At 33.5% G+C, this 17,505-nt stretch carries 20 protein-coding genes, 2 tRNA genes and 1 pseudogene; 17 read left to right on the top strand and 6 right to left on the bottom strand.

Annotation, left to right across the window (positions count from 1 at the left end; all coding sequences use genetic code 11):
• Nucleotides 1-104: 104 nt before the first annotated feature.
• A pseudogene (locus tag OOK82_RS03745) lies at nucleotides 105-915 on the top strand (IS66 family transposase); the annotation flags it as partial.
• Nucleotides 916-947: 32 nt separating this feature from the next.
• Here the strand turns inward: OOK82_RS03745 and OOK82_RS03740 are convergent.
• The 3 genes from OOK82_RS03740 to rpmH form a co-directional block, all read right to left on the bottom strand.
• Entirely contained in the window at nucleotides 948-1,157 is a 210-nt protein-coding gene (locus tag OOK82_RS03740) for a hypothetical protein (protein ID WP_264686664.1), read from the bottom strand.
• 73 nt (nucleotides 1,158-1,230) lie between these two features.
• The gene (rnpA, locus tag OOK82_RS03735) at nucleotides 1,231-1,608 is read right to left on the bottom strand and encodes a ribonuclease P protein component (RefSeq protein ID WP_080589533.1); all 378 of its coding nucleotides are present in this window, start codon (nucleotides 1,606-1,608) and stop codon (nucleotides 1,231-1,233) included.
• Nucleotides 1,592-1,726 carry a 50S ribosomal protein L34 gene (gene rpmH / locus OOK82_RS03730; protein ID WP_010404613.1) on the bottom strand — a complete coding sequence of 45 codons (135 nt, stop codon included), beginning with the start codon at nucleotides 1,724-1,726 and terminating at the stop codon, nucleotides 1,592-1,594. Before rpmH ends, rnpA begins: the two co-directional genes overlap by 17 nt.
• A gap of 107 nt (nucleotides 1,727-1,833) precedes the next feature.
• Between rpmH and pstC the strand changes: the two genes are divergently transcribed.
• The 3 genes from pstC (at nucleotide 1,834) to OOK82_RS03715 (ending at nucleotide 4,800) form a co-directional block, all read left to right on the top strand.
• Nucleotides 1,834-2,922: a phosphate ABC transporter permease subunit PstC gene (pstC, locus tag OOK82_RS03725; RefSeq protein WP_264375924.1), complete on the top strand. Its 1,089-nt coding sequence runs from the start codon at nucleotides 1,834-1,836 to the stop codon at nucleotides 2,920-2,922.
• A 94-nt stretch (nucleotides 2,923-3,016) separates the two neighbouring features.
• Nucleotides 3,017-4,453: a F0F1 ATP synthase subunit beta gene (atpD, locus tag OOK82_RS03720; RefSeq protein WP_029237661.1), complete on the top strand. Its 1,437-nt coding sequence runs from the start codon at nucleotides 3,017-3,019 to the stop codon at nucleotides 4,451-4,453.
• Nucleotides 4,454-4,458: 5 nt separating this feature from the next.
• On the top strand, nucleotides 4,459-4,800 hold the full coding sequence (locus tag OOK82_RS03715; protein WP_010404622.1) for a F0F1 ATP synthase subunit epsilon: 342 nt from the start codon (nucleotides 4,459-4,461) through the stop codon (nucleotides 4,798-4,800).
• 362 nt (nucleotides 4,801-5,162) lie between these two features.
• Here the strand turns inward: OOK82_RS03715 and OOK82_RS03710 are convergent, their stop codons facing one another.
• A complete protein-coding gene (locus OOK82_RS03710) occupies nucleotides 5,163-7,445 on the bottom strand; it encodes a coiled-coil domain-containing protein (protein ID WP_264686663.1) in 2,283 nt (760 codons plus the stop codon).
• 409 nt (nucleotides 7,446-7,854) lie between these two features.
• On the opposite strand from OOK82_RS03710, the gene fsa reads away from it, so the two are divergent.
• Nucleotides 7,855-8,499, top strand: coding sequence for a fructose-6-phosphate aldolase (gene fsa / locus OOK82_RS03705; RefSeq protein ID WP_007302527.1), 645 nt, complete (start codon nucleotides 7,855-7,857; stop codon nucleotides 8,497-8,499).
• 774 nt (nucleotides 8,500-9,273) lie between these two features.
• Here the strand turns inward: fsa and OOK82_RS03700 are convergent.
• Complete coding sequence (locus OOK82_RS03700) at nucleotides 9,274-9,741, bottom strand: hypothetical protein (protein ID WP_010407187.1); 468 nt, start codon at nucleotides 9,739-9,741, stop codon at nucleotides 9,274-9,276.
• 132 nt (nucleotides 9,742-9,873) lie between these two features.
• Nucleotides 9,874-10,503 (bottom strand): SDR family NAD(P)-dependent oxidoreductase, encoded by a 630-nt coding sequence (locus tag OOK82_RS03695; protein WP_264682331.1) that lies wholly within the window; start codon nucleotides 10,501-10,503, stop codon nucleotides 9,874-9,876.
• Nucleotides 10,504-10,792: 289 nt separating this feature from the next.
• Here OOK82_RS03695 and carA point away from each other — a divergent pair, with 289 nt between their 5' ends.
• From carA to rpsC, 12 genes are all read left to right on the top strand, one after another.
• Nucleotides 10,793-11,881, top strand: coding sequence for a glutamine-hydrolyzing carbamoyl-phosphate synthase small subunit (gene carA / locus OOK82_RS03690; protein ID WP_264704465.1), 1,089 nt, complete (start codon nucleotides 10,793-10,795; stop codon nucleotides 11,879-11,881).
• Between the two features lie 109 nt (nucleotides 11,882-11,990).
• Nucleotides 11,991-12,072: transfer RNA gene (locus OOK82_RS03685), tRNA-Tyr, on the top strand.
• A gap of 4 nt (nucleotides 12,073-12,076) precedes the next feature.
• A tRNA-Gly gene (locus OOK82_RS03680) sits at nucleotides 12,077-12,147 on the top strand.
• Between the two features lie 78 nt (nucleotides 12,148-12,225).
• Nucleotides 12,226-13,398: an elongation factor Tu gene (gene tuf, locus OOK82_RS03675; protein WP_264686636.1), complete on the top strand. Its 1,173-nt coding sequence runs from the start codon at nucleotides 12,226-12,228 to the stop codon at nucleotides 13,396-13,398.
• 14 nt (nucleotides 13,399-13,412) lie between these two features.
• Entirely contained in the window at nucleotides 13,413-13,733 is a 321-nt protein-coding gene (gene rpsJ / locus OOK82_RS03670; protein WP_012482004.1) for a 30S ribosomal protein S10, read from the top strand.
• Between the two features lie 9 nt (nucleotides 13,734-13,742).
• Nucleotides 13,743-14,465 (top strand): 50S ribosomal protein L3, encoded by a 723-nt coding sequence (rplC, locus tag OOK82_RS03665; RefSeq protein ID WP_264704463.1) that lies wholly within the window; start codon nucleotides 13,743-13,745, stop codon nucleotides 14,463-14,465.
• A gap of 2 nt (nucleotides 14,466-14,467) precedes the next feature.
• On the top strand, nucleotides 14,468-15,082 hold the full coding sequence (rplD, locus tag OOK82_RS03660; RefSeq protein ID WP_006012216.1) for a 50S ribosomal protein L4: 615 nt from the start codon (nucleotides 14,468-14,470) through the stop codon (nucleotides 15,080-15,082).
• Nucleotides 15,079-15,366, top strand: a complete 288-nt coding sequence (locus OOK82_RS03655) for a 50S ribosomal protein L23 (protein WP_264686659.1) — start codon at nucleotides 15,079-15,081, stop codon at nucleotides 15,364-15,366. The genes rplD and OOK82_RS03655 overlap by 4 nt, the downstream gene beginning before the upstream one ends.
• A 1-nt stretch (nucleotide 15,367) precedes the next feature.
• Entirely contained in the window at nucleotides 15,368-16,192 is an 825-nt protein-coding gene (gene rplB, locus OOK82_RS03650; protein ID WP_264686658.1) for a 50S ribosomal protein L2, read from the top strand.
• Nucleotides 16,193-16,195: 3 nt separating this feature from the next.
• On the top strand, nucleotides 16,196-16,480 hold the full coding sequence (gene rpsS, locus OOK82_RS03645) for a 30S ribosomal protein S19 (protein ID WP_010404687.1): 285 nt from the start codon (nucleotides 16,196-16,198) through the stop codon (nucleotides 16,478-16,480).
• A 9-nt stretch (nucleotides 16,481-16,489) separates the two neighbouring features.
• On the top strand, nucleotides 16,490-16,840 hold the full coding sequence (gene rplV / locus OOK82_RS03640; RefSeq protein WP_007302537.1) for a 50S ribosomal protein L22: 351 nt from the start codon (nucleotides 16,490-16,492) through the stop codon (nucleotides 16,838-16,840).
• A gap of 39 nt (nucleotides 16,841-16,879) precedes the next feature.
• The gene (gene rpsC / locus OOK82_RS03635) at nucleotides 16,880-17,500 is read left to right on the top strand and encodes a 30S ribosomal protein S3 (RefSeq protein ID WP_007302538.1); all 621 of its coding nucleotides are present in this window, start codon (nucleotides 16,880-16,882) and stop codon (nucleotides 17,498-17,500) included.
• Nucleotides 17,501-17,505: the final 5 nt, after the last annotated feature.

The following is a 17,505-nucleotide window of genomic DNA, read 5'->3' as shown; positions in this document are numbered from 1 at the left end:
TCTTTTAGAACTTTGCGAAAACTTTAAAATAAAAGTAGAAAATTTAAAAGTAGAATTTGTTACCTATTTGCAAATGAGGAGAGAGATAGCAACATTTAACAAATCATCAAACAATTGGTCTTCCGAAAATCAAACTTTATATAATTGAATATTAATTAAGTTGTTGGAGATGAGGAGAAAGAAGAAGTAGCAAACTACCAAAAAGCAGATACATTTGGTCCAATAGTTAGGTGATAATTGTAGCACTCAGTGGATTTTATAAAAATTAAAAACGTGAAAATTATAAGTGATGTTTTTAATGTGAATTGAAAGCGTATCAAATAGTGAATATAGAATTCCCTCAAAATGCAAAAAGGTGTATGAGCAAATCGAATAAGAAAAGTGAGGTTTTGCGCATCAACGTGTTATAATAAAGGTAAACTTGGTTAGTGCTGAAGCAATACTGCAAGTTTTAAAGGGAAAGAAGATTTAAAAGACAGTGTATGTTGCAATCGTAATAGTCGCTGACAGGTACTTTGAAACATAGCTGGACTATTGAAGTTAAAATTCTGGGCTGTTACTTAAAAAACGCATCCACTGAATTATTTATGCTAAAAAAAGCTTTATTAAAAAATGAAACAGAAGTGTAAGAAAGTTGCAAAACGTATAAGGTATTACTTGAAGCTACCTATCTGAAGCAACTGGAGCTTTTCAAGTTGCGAAAAATATTTTAAAATCTGAAAGAATGATGTGAAATTTTTTAAGTAAACCAGAAAGTATTCCACTATCGCGCTGAACAGCAAATTAGGCATTATATCATTTACTGTAAAAGCTCATATTTTACGTAATCAGAGCTAGGAATTTGAAAGGATAATTTCATTATACTTAACATGGAAACAAAGAGAACTATACAATCCCCTGCCTATCGTTTCTTGAACCACTCCCCTGAACGGGTACTTTTACTTTTATCAAACTATTCTCTTATTGTAATAAGTTGCTTCTATATTCAAATTTAGCAACTTCCCTCTAGGATTATCCTTATTTTGTTCTAAGTATTGGCTTTGTTCAAATGCCATTCCCCATTGTGTACGATAGCTAGACTTTCTATATTCATAAAAACTCTCTTCAGCATTATTTGTATCGAGCTTTTTATCTTGTTTTCTTATACTCTCTACCATCAAGCACCCACATCTATTAATTTATTTTAAAAAGTTTACTTATCTTATCATAAAAAATATAGCTGTAAATACTTTAGTGAAAATTTCTTCTTATTTTATCTTTCTTTAAGCAAATATTGAGGTCTTTTTGTAAATTTTTATAGCCTGCTTGCATAATGTTTTTATGGGTTAGTATTATGTAATAGTATCCTACATTACTTATATTAGAAATGCTAACTTTAGCTAGCATTCGTAATTGCCTTTTTATTTTATTTCTTTTTGCTGCTTTTCCGACTTTTTTACTGATAGCCAGACCTACTCTAATAACATGAATATACTTTTCAGGTTCTCTTTCTTTTATAGCATATAGTGATATATATACCCCTCGATAAAAAAGACTGTCAGGTGCTAATCTGTTTTTAAAAGCAAAGGAAAACTCTTTTTTTTTATGCTTACTATGCGCATAATTTATTACACCCTAATGAGCGACGCTTATTAAGAATTTTTCTTCCAGCTTTTGTTGACATACGTGAACGAAATCCATGTTTGTGCTTTTTTTTTAAATTTTTTGGTTGAAATGTTCTTTTCATTGTTTTTATATTAATATAACTATTTATTTTAAATTATTTTTCTCTATTGTCAAATAATGGTCAACTTCTATGGCATTCTTATTGAATAAAATTTGATATATGGAAAAATGAATTTAATTATAGGCGTACCTGTTTTACTAATCCTTTTATTTTGTTTGAGTAAGTTTCAAGCAGTAAGTAAAGTTAAGTCTTATATATATTTGAGTTGTATGTGGATGCTACCTTGTTTGTTAGCATTCTATGATGGTTATTTTATAACTTCTATTTCTATAGCGTTACTTTTTTTTATGCTGATTTTTATCTTTAAAGGTAAAAGAAATAAGATGGTAAAATTTTTGTTATTTATGGCTTTAGCAATATCACTTTTTATCACTTTATTTATAATGCTATCTATTTTTGTTCAGTCCATTTCTTTTTTTAATAAAGTAGCTATTTCAGAATTCTTATTTTGCTTAAAATGGAAGCATAATGTAGCTATTATTGGTGAAGGAGAGGTGGGGTGTTTTGGTATAGCGCCACTTTTAGTGGGGACATTACTTATAACTATTGTAGCAATGTTAGTTGCGGTGCCGCTTGGTTTATTTTCTGCAATATATATTAGTGAGTATGCGAGTGAAAAAGTGCGTTATGTTATTAATACAGCCTTACAGGTTTTGTCTGCTATTCCTACTGTTGTATATGGATACTTCTCAGTTGTATTTTTGTCTTTTTTTATAAAGCAGGTAGCGAATTTTTTTAATCTAAGTATACACTCAGAAAGTGCTTTGATTGCTGGTTTATCGATTGGAATAATGATTCTTCCTTTTATTATTTCTTTGCTTGAAGATGCTATAAGATCTGTTCCAAAAAGTTTACGTTATGGTTTTATGGCGCTTGGCGCAACACCAGCGGAAACTATATGGCATATAACAATACCTTATGCAATGCCTACAATTTTAAGTGCAGTTTTATTATCAATTTCAAGGGTGATAGGTGAAACAATGATTGTACTAATGGCTGTGGGAATCAATGCAAATTTGACCTTTAATCCTCTCAATTCAGTTACTACTATCACTGTACAAATTGCTACATTACTTACCGGAGATCAGGATTTCAATAGTGTGCAAACTCTTGCTGCTTATGCGCTTAGTTTGGTGCTGTTTGTTATTACTTGGCTATTGAATGCATTTGCACTATTTATAATGAAACGTAACTAGTAAGTGTTTTAATATTGCAAAATTTCTGTTAATAATATAAGATTTATTTTTTAGAAGTTCTTTTATAGAATTATAGTGTTAGGTGATGAAAGAGATGAATATAGGTAGAACGGTTAAGATAACTCAAGCAGTTGTTGATCTAAAATTTGAAGGCGAGTTACCTAAGATATTTAATGCTTTAAAAAGCAAACTAAAATGTAAGGGCAAGGAGCTAGTTTTAGAGGTTTCACAACATATAGGTGACAATATAGTTCGTTGCATTGCTATGGATAGCACAGATGGTATGTCAAGAGGTGATGAGTTTGTTGATACAGGTGCACCAATATCAGTTCCGGTTGGACGCTCAACTTTAGGAAGGATTTTTAATGTTGTAGGGGAGCTTATAGATGAGTGTGGTCCTTTAAAAGGAAAGTATAATTTAGAACCTATACATAGATCACCTCCAAGTTTTACCGAGCAGAAGATACAGGAAGAGGTTTTAGTCACAGGAATAAAGGTTATAGATCTTCTTGCTCCTTATCTTAAAGGAGGAAAAATTGGCTTATTTGGTGGAGCTGGTGTTGGTAAAACAGTTCTGATAATGGAGCTGATTAACAACATAGCAAAAGCTCATAAAGGATTTTCTGTGTTTGCCGGAGTAGGAGAGAGAACGCGTGAAGGTAATGATCTTTATAACGAGATGATTACTTCGAATGTAATAGATATAAATGAGCACGAAAAATCTCAAGCCGTTTTGGTTTATGGTCAAATGAATGAACCTCCTGGAGCAAGAGCTAGGGTTGCTTTAACAGCACTAACTATGGCGGAGTATTTTCGTGATCATGAAAATCAAGATGTTCTATTTTTTGTAGATAATATCTTCCGTTTTACTCAAGCTGGCTCTGAAATTTCTGCTTTGCTTGGAAGAATACCGTCTGCTGTTGGTTATCAGCCAACTCTTGCGACTGATATGGGCGCTATGCAAGAGAGAATAGCCTCAACTACTGCTGGTTCTATTACTTCTGTACAGGCTATATATGTTCCTGCAGACGATTTGACCGATCCAGCTCCAGCAACGACATTCTCTCATCTTGATGCAACCACAGTGTTGTCAAGGCAGATAGCTGAAATGGGTATATATCCTGCTGTTGATCCACTTGACTCAACTTCTCAGTCTTTATCTGCTGAAATCATTGGTGAAGAGCATTATAATGTGGCTTCTGAAGTGAAACGTATATTGCAAACTTATAAGTCGCTGCAAGATATTATCGCAATACTTGGTATGGATGAACTATCTGATGAAGATAAAATTATTGTTGATAGAGCTCGTAAAATTCAGAAGTTTCTTTCTCAACCTTTTCATGTTGCGGAGGTATTTACTGGCATGTCTGGCAAATTTGTTTCACTTTCTGATACTATTTCTAGTTTTAAAGGAATTATTGAAGGTAAATATGATCACCTGCCAGAAGCTGCTTTTTATATGGTGGGAAGTATAAGTGAAGCAATAGAAAAGGCTGAATCAATAAAAGCTGAAGTTGGAGCCGGACATTAAAGATTATGAACACTTTTAAGGTGCAATTTTTTTCTCCTGATAATCGAATTTCATTCGATGAAGTGGTTTCGCTTTCAGTGAATGGGCTTGAAGGAGAGCTAGTGATTTTAGCTTACCATTCTCCTTACTTAATTTATTTATTGCCTGGTATAATTACTGTTCAAATGAGTAACCAGACAAAGGAAAAAGTTGTAATTGATAATGGTATATTAGAGGTTGCAAATAATAATTGTAGCATTATAACGAATCAAATTCAGGTTTTTGATCATTTGACTCATGATGAGGAATCATTAAAAAATAAGAGAGTTGGTATATATTTAAGTTATCTTGATGTCAAATCTCTTTAGGGGCTCTTTTTGTGTTCAAGAAATGAGTTTACTCTTGTCATTCCCACTTCAAGTAGCTGACACACAACTGTACGAACATTATGGTTCAGGGAAGATGTCATTCCAGTATCTTCCTTCTTGTCATCCCAGTGCGTGACACTGGGATCCAGATATAAAAAGTATTTGAAAATTATGCAGTAAACAATAGTTCTTAAGGACATATGTCAAAAACAATGTCCAAAAACTAGATCCCAGTGTCTAGGCACTGGCATGACATTATTTATTATGTGCCGTATTGCAATGTTCGTACAGCTATGTCTCACACTACTCGGATGACAAGAGGGGCTACTTGAATAAAGAAGCCGCTGGTCTCATGTGCATCTTTAAACATTTTCACGCTGACTTTGGCTACACACCTTTGAGGGACTGCTGATTAAGTCTAGAAGTGAATTACAGTGATCGCTATGAAATGCGCTATCAAGGCTTAAAGACCTAGATTTTTTTTCTGAATCATCAATTTTCTCTGTAAGCTGGTAAAACATTTTTGAATTATTATCAAAAACTTCCTTTTTATTAACAAGTACTTGATCAATTACTGGACTTAACAGTTCTACTTGGCTATTTAAGTATTGTACTTTATCGTTTAGCTCTTTTTTTTCTCTTATTAATCTTTCAATCTCATCTTCATATTCTTTAAACTTTAATTCCAGTGATGGACGGTACTTATTAACTATTTCTTCTTCTATCTCCTGCCGTAATTGCCCTCTTATTGTCTCGATCTGCTCATCTTTAAGCTCTAGCTCGTTCTTTAACGTTTCAAAATCCCACGTTAGCTGATCTGCCTCTTGTTCATCAGATTCCAAATGTGCGTTATGCTCATTTTCTAAATTTTGTATTTGAGATTTATAACTCGCTATACACTTATCCCTTGCACTTATCATGTGTTCTGCTTCCTCTATCTCTTCCTCTTTTTTTTCAAACTGGTTCAATTTACCTTGTCGTTTCTCTTGTTCTGCATTAGCAGTTTTTAGCTTTTCCTTCAGTTCTTCTACCTTTTCTTCCAGTTCCTTATTTTTTCCATAAATTTCTTGAATTTTCTGCTCTTGCTCCTTATTGAGCTGGATTATTCGCTCATCTGTTTTACTCATTTCTTTCTCAAGTCTTTGTTCCTTTTCTTTACACTCAACTTGTAAATCATTGCACTGTTCCTCCAATTCCTCAATTTTTTGCTTAGCCTCCACGAGTTCTTGTTCTGATTCTACTTGCTTTGCTTTTAACATTTGATTTGCTTCTTTCAGTAATAATAACTCTTCTTTCAAATCTGATATTTGTTGTTCACTGCTTTCTTTTGTACTATTGCTATAGTGTTCTAATTGATCAAGCTTGTCTTCCAAACTATACTTTTCTTCTTTCAGTTGATTTAATTCCTCGTGCAATTTTCTTAACTCACTTATCAACTCTTCTTTTCCTGCATTGGCAACTTCCAGCTTTTTCTTCAGGTCTTTCTTTTCTTCATATGCACCTTCAAGTTCTTGCGCTCTTTCTTGCAGCTCTGTTGACATATTTGCTAGCTTTGCATTTTTTTGTGTCAGTTCAGCTTGCAATTTTGCATTTTTTTGCTTTTCTTCTCCAAGTTCATTCTGTAAATCACTATTATGCTTTTCAAATTCTTGCTTGGCCTCTTCGAGCCTATGCTGTAAATTGTTCCTCTGCTCATTTAATTCTCTAATTTCTTGCTCAGCTTTTGTAAGCTTTTGATCTAGTTGTTGTGAATTAACTTCTGTTTGAGTTGCAATTGCCTGAGTTGCAATCTGCTGTGGATTAACCTCTGATACATTGTTGCTAGTGAAAGAAAGAATAGGATTGCTTTTAGCATCATTTTCAAGATCTTTCATCTTTTCGTCTTGATTGATTACGATATGTTCGTTATTTTGCAGATTACTAACAGCCGGTGCAATGTTAGCATTTTTGTTCTTTTTCAATAATGCTTTTACAGCATCATGTAGAGAGAGGCCTTGAATATATAATTCCTCATTTTGTCTTATTAATTCCAAAAACTCCTCAGGTGGCGATTCAAAATCTTTACCATTAAACTGTAGTACTTTAGTTATACCAGAATTACTTACATTCATAACCATAGTACAGGTAAAAGTTTTCCCATCCTTGTCCTGCACAGGCCAAGTGCTTGTCATTTCATAATATGCACCCTCTTTAAATTCATAATGTCTTTCCTTACCTTTTCGGTAAGCGTATATGTCATGCTTTTTATCGCAATAGATATTCAATGTGCTAATATCCCTTTCTTGCTGTAAGATATCACTAATTCTTATTGGCTCACTTCTATTGTAATTAATAAGATTAATGTTTAACACTTTATCAGAATTGTTAGTTTCTACATAAAAAGCTCGAAGGTCTATGTCTTTGTCTCTAAAATACTTACTTACAGCTTTTTTTGCCTGATTTGCTAATTCTATAAAGTTTTTTTTAAAGCTCTTGTTGAAAGATAGATCTATATATGCTTGCTTAAAATTTTCATCATTTGTTAAATCCATGAGCAAGTCATAAACCTCCCATTTTTCCTGACAATGTTCTTCTAAAACAGTAATGCTATTTTTTCTTTTCAGCTCTGCTAATATGTTTTTCAATGTCGGGAAATTTGTTGACATAGTATACCCCTTGTTACTATTGTTCTGATAATATATTTACTTTAGGAGTGATTAACTCCTTTTATATTAACCTTTTTAGTTGAATTTAATTGCGAGCGTTAAACTCGAACTTAGTCATTTTGTTTATTGTTCCTCACTACCTATTTGTGTTACTATACTAATAGTAGCACTAAGTTTTAGGCTATGCAAGAATTTCTATTGAACGTAAAGCTAGTAAACTTCAGAAATTGGTTATGCTAATTTTGTTAATAAAATGCAACCAATTAAGGAAAGCGCTATACTGTGTCTCAGTGCAATATTTTCTTTCCTAACGGACTGAAAATTGAGTTGAGTTAAAAATCCGATTTTATTTAATACTTTTCAAAGATGACAATATTTTGTAAAAATAGGTTTTTAATAGGACAATAATATGGAAATTTTTCTTGATAGTGTTGATTTGAATGAAATTAAGGAGCTAAAAGAGTTCATTGATGGTATAACAACTAATCCTTCTTTAATAGCAAAATCTGGACATAAAGATAAGTACGAAGATTTAGTAAGCGAAATATGTTCTATTATAAAAGGACCTGTTAGTGTTGAAGTTGTTGCAGATAGCCATGAAGATATGGTTAAGGAAGGCCTTAAGTTAGCGAAAATCGCTAGTAATATCGTAGTAAAGTTACCCCTTACACATGAAGGATTAATTTCTTGTAAAAAGTTGTGGACAGAACATAAAATACCTGCTAATATCACATTATGTTTTTCTCCTGGACAAGCACTGTTTGCCGCTAAGGCCGGTGCTTGTTTTATTTCTCCCTTTGTTGGTCGCCTTGATGATATAAGCTATGATGGCTTATCGCTAATAGAAGATATATGCACTATATATTCTAATTATAATTTTAAGACAAAAGTTCTTGTTGCATCAGTAAGAAGTCCAGCACATGTAATAGAAGCTGCACGGCTCGGTGCTCATTCAATTACTGTGCCAGCAAAAATACTTAGACAGTTAATTAATCATCCACTTACTGATCAAGGGCTCGCAATATTTGAAAAAGACTGGGGCGTAAAACAATAAATGACATTGCTAAAAAAGACATAAAAACACAATAATTTATATAAAAAGGACATAGGTACCATCTGTCCTTTAAAGACATGTAGGTCAATGATATGCGTAATTCAGTGTTTTAAACATGATAGTCCTCCACTAATAAAAAAGATTGAGAAAAATGTATACAGCTACGACCGAAGTATAGCTAAAATATATTTTAACTGAAGATTATAGATTAGTTGAATTGAAAAGTCTGCAGACGAAGATAGATTCCGAGCTCTAAAACACCTTCACTGTGCATGGTAACAAAACTATTAGAGTTTGTCAAGTAATTTTTTATCGTAATTTTACGAACGTGCCATGCCAGTAATTATATCTAGTTAAATTTGTAAAGTAATACAGTGTTTTCGATAGTTATAAAAAAGCTGGATTTCAGTACTGGAGTAACATTTTGGAAATTGGGATGAAAAGAGGGAAAGTACTGGTTTGAAATTAAGTTTTCTGGATTCCAGTGCTGGAATGACAAGAGAGGAGCTCCAGGTACAGCTGTTACCTATAGAATGGCAGTACTAGAATGATAACAAACTGAATGACATATTTAATCTCTATACAGATGTACATCACGCACCGATTTCCATTCAAGGTAATGTCATTCCAGCATTGGAATCCAGTTAGATTTGCGAGTATAAAAGTAATACAACATTTTTGATGATGGAAGCCATTACTAGGATAACAAGAAAGGAAGTGCTGATTTCAGTGTTTATACGTTAGCCATGCATCTAAAAATTTATAAACAAAAGATTACACTTCACAACTTTGTGATGGAATAAGTTTTTCAATGCTGTTGACGCAAAACTCAGTTGTATTATTAGCTATTTCATCGAATTTATCATTTATATCCTTACCTATTTTTTCATCTTTAATATATTCATACAGAGCTAAAATAGCTATAGTTGAACATATTGCGATGAAACCAACTTTTGCTGTAATAAGTAATGATATCCCACCTGCAAGTATGGACACTGCTCCAATAGCTAGGTTTATAATTTTATTTTGTGTTGATTGATTCTCTTTATCCTCTAAAACGTTTGATATTGCTTTTGAGGCAATTTTTATTGCTATTGCTGTAGTTGAGATTATAACAAACATCATAGCTATTTTTGCTAAGAGAAAAATTGATGGTAGCATTATTACAAGAAACAGTGAAGCACCTCCTATAAATAACCATTTCTCATTTATTTTTTTAGACTGATCTGTATTATTAGGCATTGCAACCCTCCACTTTCATTAACAGTTTATTCATATAATATGAAACATGCGATAGTCAAGATGTTTTTGTGTGGAGAAGCTTGCGATTGAGTTTTGAAGAGCTTTAGCTTTACAAGATGGTAGATTTGGTGATTATCGTAAGATTCTTGCAGTCATTTTAGTGGGAAGAATTTGTAAAATATGAAAAAATAACCGCCAGAAAATTGGAAACGCTATAACTTTCTTTCCTTTAAATATACTTTTTAAAATATATGCTGCAGCTTTTTCTGGCTCCCATATGAAGGGAAGTGGTTTATTAGACTTAAACATATCTGTTTTTACTGGCCCTGGCATTATGGTGATAAACTTTGTGCTACTGTTAGCATATTGGATTTTTAGTGATTGAAAACAACTTTTTAGTGCTGCTTTGCTGGCACAGTATGCAGAAGCATGTGGTGTTGCATGCATAGCAACAAGAGAAGATATAACCGCAAAAGTTGCCAAGGAATTATGATGAATCCATTCTTCAATCCAGTTGATAACTCCAAAATAATTGGTTTCAAATGTTTTTCTATGAATGTTGGTATGAAACTTATCTTCTATTTCGCCACATCCTGCATTAAGAAAAAAGAGATTTGGTATAATATTTTGCTTTTTTAAAAAATCAGACGAGTTTTTAATATTTTCACTTTTGCTTACATCACATGTTATAGGTAAAAAATTACTACCTAATTCTTCTTTTAATTTTTCCAGTTTTTCAGTGCGCCTTGCAATGCCAACCACAAATCATCCATCTTTAATGAGCAACCGTGCTAGACTTTCTCCAATGACAGATGATGCTCCTGTAATGAGACAAGTTTTTCTATCCATGTGAATTTATATAACATGAAGTATGAATGTAATGACTATTGCCTATTCACACAAGTTAAGTTTGCTATAATTTTGCTAAATAATAAAAAAAGAAAGCTACTTATAATTTTGAATTTTATATAAACTTAAAGGGAAGTTTAGTATTTGCTTACTTGTAATTTAAAATTCTTATATAATATTTTAAATGAGTTGAGAGAATTAAATGCAGGATGCAGCTTTAGTTTTACAAGATGGCAAGTGCTTTTTGGGAAAATCGGTAGGTAAAAGAGGCAAATGTATAGGTGAAGTTTGTTTTACCACTGGTATGACCGGGTATCAACATACTATAACCGATCCTTCTTTTGCTAATCAAATCATAGCGTTCACTTTTCCTCATATTGGTAATGTTGGAATAAATCATAAAGATAATGAAGGAGAGAAAATTTTTGCAAGTGGTGTGGTTATGCGTGAACTTTCTCCTATGTCTCACTCTTCTTCATATATTAGTTTAAATGATTGGTTGGAGAAAAATAATGTAGTTGGGATATCGGGAATTGATACTAGAGCTTTGACGACATATTTGAGAAAACATGGATCTCAAAATGGAATGATATGTCCGTCAAGTGAGGCACATATATTAGATGAATTGAAGAAATACAAATCTGTAAATGGAATAGAAATAACTAAGAAAGTCAGTTTAAGTAATAACTTTCAAAGCGCTCTTAATGCAAAATATAGGGTTGTAATTGTTGATTTCGGTGTAAAAAATAGTATAATCTCACGCTTAGTAGAACTTGATTGTACGGTTGAATTAGTCAAACCAGATACAGGTTTTGCTCACAAAATATTAAGCATGAATCCAGATGGTATAGTGCTTTCAAATGGCCCTGGTGATCCACAAGAGATAGGAGAGAGTGTAACTTCAGAAATAGAAATTATTGTGAAATCTAAAATACCAGTTTTTGGAATATGCCTGGGCCATCAATTACTTGCAGTTACTTTGGGAGCAAAGACTGTCAAGATGGATATTGGTCATCGAGGGAGTAATCATCCAGTTTATGATCTGGAGAGTAAAAAAGTTGAGATAACTAGCCAAAATCATGGTTTTGTTGTTGATTCAGCTTCTCTTCCAAGTAACGTTGAAGTTACTCATATTTCTCTATTTGATAATAGTGTAGAGGGGATAATGATGAAGGATTACCCAGTCTTTTCTACTCAATACCATCCAGAAGAAGCGCCAGGTACACATGATTCACATTATTTATTTGGGCGTTTTATTGACAATATTTTGTTATATAAAAGTAAAATCTAACTGAAATCAGTTAGATTAGCTTTTATTACTTGATCTTTTGGATTTGGATGTTTAATATTAGGAATAATAAAACTTAAGTTAAGGTAGTGTTCTCTTAACAGATTTTTGTGGAGGAGTGACCGAGTGGTTAAAGGTAACAGACTGTAAATCTGTCCGCATTGCGTACGTAGGTTCGAATCCTACCTCCTCCATTGTGCGGGTATAGCTCAATGGTAGAGCTCTAGCCTTCCAAGCTAGTGACGTGGGTTCGATTCCCACTATCCGCTCTTTTTTTTGTTGTATTTATATGAAATCAACATATTATTTATTGATGTATTTGTATTTTAGGTAGAAGAGTTAAGATTATGACAGCGATAGTAGAAGCATTTGGAAAGCCGCATGTAAACGTGGGAACGATAGGACATGTGGATCATGGGAAGACAACGTTAACAGCGGCGATAACAAAGCATTATGGTAATTTTGTAGCATATGATCAAATAGATAAAGCGCCAGAAGAGAGAAAGAGAGGTATAACAATAGCAACAGCGCATGTTGAATATCAAACAGAAAAGAGACACTATGCACACGTTGATTGCCCTGGACATGCTGATTATGTAAAGAATATGATAGTAGGTGCAGCACAGATGGATGCAGCGATATTGGTAGTGTCAGGGGTTGATGGGCCGATGCCACAAACGAGAGAGCATATATTGCTGGCAAAACAGGTGGGTGTTGGATATATCGTGGTATATATAAATAAAGCTGATGTTGCTGATGCTGATATGATAGATTTGGTAGAAATGGAAGTGAGAGAGTTGCTGAGTAAGTATGGATTTCCAGGTGATGAAGTGCCTGTGATAGTTGGGTCTGCGTTAAAAGCATTAGAGGATGATAATAGTGAGTATGGAAAGAAATCAATAGATAAATTGATGGAGAAGTTAGATGAGTATGTGGCAGTACCTCCAAGGCCTGTAGATTTGCCGTTTTTGTTGCCAATAGAAGATGTATTTTCAATATCGGGCCGAGGGACGGTAGTAACAGGAAGAATAGAGAAGGGGGAGATAAAGACAGGGGATGATATAGAGATAATAGGTCTGAAAGCGACGCAAAAGACGACATGTACTGGTGTTGAGATGTTTAAGAAGTTGCTAGATAAGGGAAGTGCAGGACTCAATGTAGGAATACTACTAAGAGGAACAAAGAGAGAAGAAGTGGAGAGAGGGCAAGTATTGGCAAAACCAGGGACAATAACCCCGCATAAGAAATTTAATGCGGAGGTGTATATATTGAAGAAAGAAGAAGGAGGAAGGCATACACCATTTTTTGGAAATTATCAGCCACAGTTTTATTTAAGGACAACGGATGTAACTGGGAGCATAAAATTGCTAGATGGAAAGGAGATGGTAATGCCAGGGGACAATGTAAGTATAGAAGTGGAGTTGCAAGTACCAATAGCAATGGATAAAGGATTACGTTTTGCGATAAGAGAAGGTGGTAGAACTGTTGGTTCTGGCGTTGTTTCGGAAATTTTAGAATGAGTATAATAACTAAGATGAAGCAAGATATATATATTAGAATCAAAGCTTTCGATTGTTCTTTGTTGGAAAAGTGTATTCGCGAGTTTATTGATCAATTAAAGCAGTTTAATGCAGATTTATCTGGTCCGATTGCGTTGCCAAGAAAAGATTCTAAATTTACTGTTAATAGGTCTCCTCATGTTGATAAAAAATCTCGTGAGCAATTTGAAATGAGAATTTCTAAGCGGTTAATTATTGTGCATAATCCTACTTCTACTATGATGAAGATGCTTGCAGATTTATCTTTTTCTGCTGGTGTAGAAGTGGATTTAAAGGTTAAGGAAGTTAATATTTAGGAAAAGGAAATGAAGAGAATAAATTCGCTTAGGAGAATTGGTTTGTTAATGACGAATGTTGGCCATACTGCTATGTATTTTGATAATAGTCGCATGGCTGTAACCTTATTGCATCTCAGCGAAACTTATATTATCGATATAAAAGGACAAGATAAATGTGGCTACAATTCAGTCATTTTAGGCACAGGAGATTTAAAAAAAATAGTAAAACCTCAGTTGGAATATTTAAAGAAAAAGGGTATAAATAGTAAATGTAAATTATACGAAAGTAGATTAACTGATCTATTCGGAATAGAATGTGGTAAAAAGGTGGGGGTTAATCATTTTGTAGTTGGTCAATATCTTGACATTACGGGTTATTCTTTAGGTAAAGGGTTTGCTGGTGTGATGAAGCGGCATAACTTCAGTGGGCTTAGGGCATCTCATGGCGTTTCTATTGCTCATAGATCACAAGGTTCTACTGGTCAATGTCAAGATCCTGGTAGAGTATTCAAGGGGAAGAAAATGGCTGGTCATTTAGGTAATAGCAGAGTAACTGTACAGAATATGAAAATATTATCCATTGATTATGAAAATAGCATAATTGCTGTAAAGGGTAATAATGTTCCTGGGTTTAAAAACTCTTATGTTTTTGTGAGAGATGCAGTTAAAAAGCCTTTACATAAAGATGTTCCTTTTCCAGCAGGTCTGCTGTTGAATATGAGTGATGATGCTAATAATTTGGTGAGTTAGTTATGGAATGTGAATTAGTTGATCTATCTAATAATAATGTAGGTAGTGTTGAGCTTAATCCCTTGATATTTTCTGCCAAGCAAAAATTGAGTATTTTGCATGATATAGTGAGATGGCAATTAGCAAAGAGAAGAGTTGGTGCTCATAAAACAAAGGGTATCAGTGATGTTTCTGGTACAACAGCTAAGCCGTATGGTCAAAAACGTACCGGTAGGGCGAGACAGGGGAGCTTGCGATCTCCTCAGTTTAGAGGTGGTGGAATTATTTTTGGTCCTGTTGTGAGGAGTCATGCTTATTCTCTTAATAAAAAAGTACGTAAATTTGGTTTGAAAATTGCTTTATCTCTAAAATATTTAAATAATCAAGTTATTGTTCTTGATAGTTTGAATGTTGATGTGAAGAAAACATCTAAAATGTGTGAATATATTAAAAATTTTAAATTTTCTTCTTTTTTAATAGTTGGTGATTATGGAGATGATTTGTTACGTGCTGCTAAAAATTTGCATTATGTAGATTTAATCAAACCTATTGGGTTAAATGTTTTTGATATATTGAATCATGAATGCGTGATGTTAACAAAAGACACTTTAAAGCATCTTGAAGGTAGATTGTTATGATTAAATATAATAATATAATAAAATCTCCTGTAATCACAGAAAAGGCTTCTCTTTTAAGAGAGAAGTTTAATAAATACTCTTTGTATGTTTCTGTAAATGTAAATAAGCGTCAAATAAAATCGGCAATAGAGTCTTTATTTAATGTCAGAACTTCTTCTATAAATGTTATTAGAGTTAAACCTAAATATAGACGTTTCAGGGGTGTGGTTGGTTGTAAAAAACAGAGAAAAAAGGTTTATTTTTCTTTGATGGATGGTCAAAAATTAGATATAATGAGCGTTTAATATGGGTATGAAATTTTTTAATCCTGTTACTCCGTCTTCTCGTGGGACTATATTAATAAGTAAAGTTGGTTTATCAAAAGATAAGCCGGAGAAGTCTCTTGTATTTGGTAAAAAATCCAGTGGTGGAAGAAATAATCATGGTAGAATTACAACTCGTCATAGAGGTGGTGGTCACAAGAAGAAGTATAGAGTTATAGATTTCAAACGTAATAGAAGTGATCAGGGTATAGTTGAGAAAATAGAGTATGATCCAAATAGAAGTGGGTTTTTAGCATTAATATCATATAAGGAAGATGATACTAAATCTTATATATTAGCTCCTCAAGGTATGAAGCCTGGTGATGTTGTGACAGCTGGAGATGATGCTGATATTTTGCCAGGGAATTGTTTACTACTCAAGCATATACCTGTTGGTTCTTTCGTTCATAATGTTGAGCTGAAGCCAGGTAATGGTGCTGCGATTGCTAGAGCTGCTGGTTGTTATGCACAAATCGTTGGTCGTGATGGCCAATATGTTTTATTACGACTCAGGTCTGGTCAAATTAGGTTGATTTTATCTTCTTGCAAGGCTACTATTGGTGTAGTATCTAACCCTGACCATAAGAATAGAAAGTTGGGTAAAGCTGGGAGAAGTAGGTGGCTTGGGATTAGACCTACTGTACGTGGAGTTGCAATGAATCCGGTTGACCATCCTCATGGAGGTGGAGAGGGAAAAACTTCTGGCGGTCGTCATCCTGTTACTCCTTGGGGTGTTGCAACAAAAGGAAAAAAAACTAGGAAAAAAAATAAATCTAGTGATAAGTATATAAAAAAATTGAAAGGTTAATTTATGAGTAGATCTGTATGGAAACCACCTTTTTTACACCCATCTGTACTAAGATTAGTTCAGAGAGCTTTAAAAGAGGGTTCTATTAATAAGGTGATAAAAATTCATTCCAGGGCTTCTGTAATTCTTCCTAATTGTTTGGGTTTAAAATTTGCTGTTTATAATGGTAAAGATTACATTCCTGTTAGTGTTGATAATCAGAATATGATAGGTCATAAATTCGGTGAATTTTCACCTACTCGTAAATTTACTGGGCATGGTGGTGATAAAAAGGCAACAAGAAGGTAGGCAATTGATATGAAAAATAGGGATATAATAGTTGAGGCTGGTTCTAAGGTTTTAAGATCAACTCCTCGCAAATTAAATTTGGTTGCTGATTTAGTGCGTAATAAAAAAGTTTCTTTTGCTAATGTACAATTAAGATTTTGTGAAAAAAAGGCTGCCGGTTTTATAATGAAGGTGTTGAATTCTGCAATTGCTAATGCTCAAAATAATTATGGATTGAACGTTGATAATTTATATATAAAGGAAATTTTAATAGGTAAGTCACTTACTTTGCGTAGAGTATATCCAAAAGCTATGGGTAGGGCTAATAGAATGAGCAAATTTTATAGTAATATAACTATAAAATTGAAAGAAATTGTATGATTTATAGAAATGGAAAATTAATAAGGAAAGTGTAAAAATATGGGACAGAAGGTTAATCCTAAAGTATTTAGATTGCAAATAAATAGTAATACCTGGGATTCTGTTTGGTGTGCTACGGACGATTATAAACAGAAATTGCATCAAGATCTATTTATTCGCAGTTATATAAATGAATCCTTTAAGCATGCTGGTATTTCTAAAGTAACTGTAGAGCGTACAGTTACTTTAGTGTCTGTAATAATACATTCTTCTAAACCTGGGGTTATAATAGGTAAGAAAGGTTTGGATGTTGAGAAGATAAAGCAAAAAATAGCTAAAAAAGTAGAAAGTAGTGTCGAAGTGAATGTAGTAGGAGTTAAAAAGTCTGAAATAGATGCAGTTTTAATATCAAGGAGTATTACACATCAGCTAGAAAAAAGGATTTCATGTAGAAGAGCGATGAAAAAAGCTATTCAAAATTGTTTGAAGATGGGTGCTGAGGGTATTAAAGTAAGTTGCTCTGGGCGTCTTGGCGGAGCTGAAATAGCTCGTACTGAATGGTACAAAGAAGGTCGTTTGCCTTTACACACTTTGCGTGCTAATATAGATTATGCTTTTTGTGAAGCGAAGACTATATGTGGTATTATAGGAGTTAAAGTTTGGGTTTATGTTGGTAGTTAAGGTAT

Origin of the sequence: Wolbachia endosymbiont (group B) of Apotomis betuletana (genome assembly GCF_947250475.1) — a bacterium.
Lineage (GTDB): Bacteria > Pseudomonadota > Alphaproteobacteria > Rickettsiales > Anaplasmataceae > Wolbachia.
The sequence above is the reverse complement of the archived record's forward strand: the minus strand, read 5'-3'. Positions and strand labels throughout refer to the sequence as shown.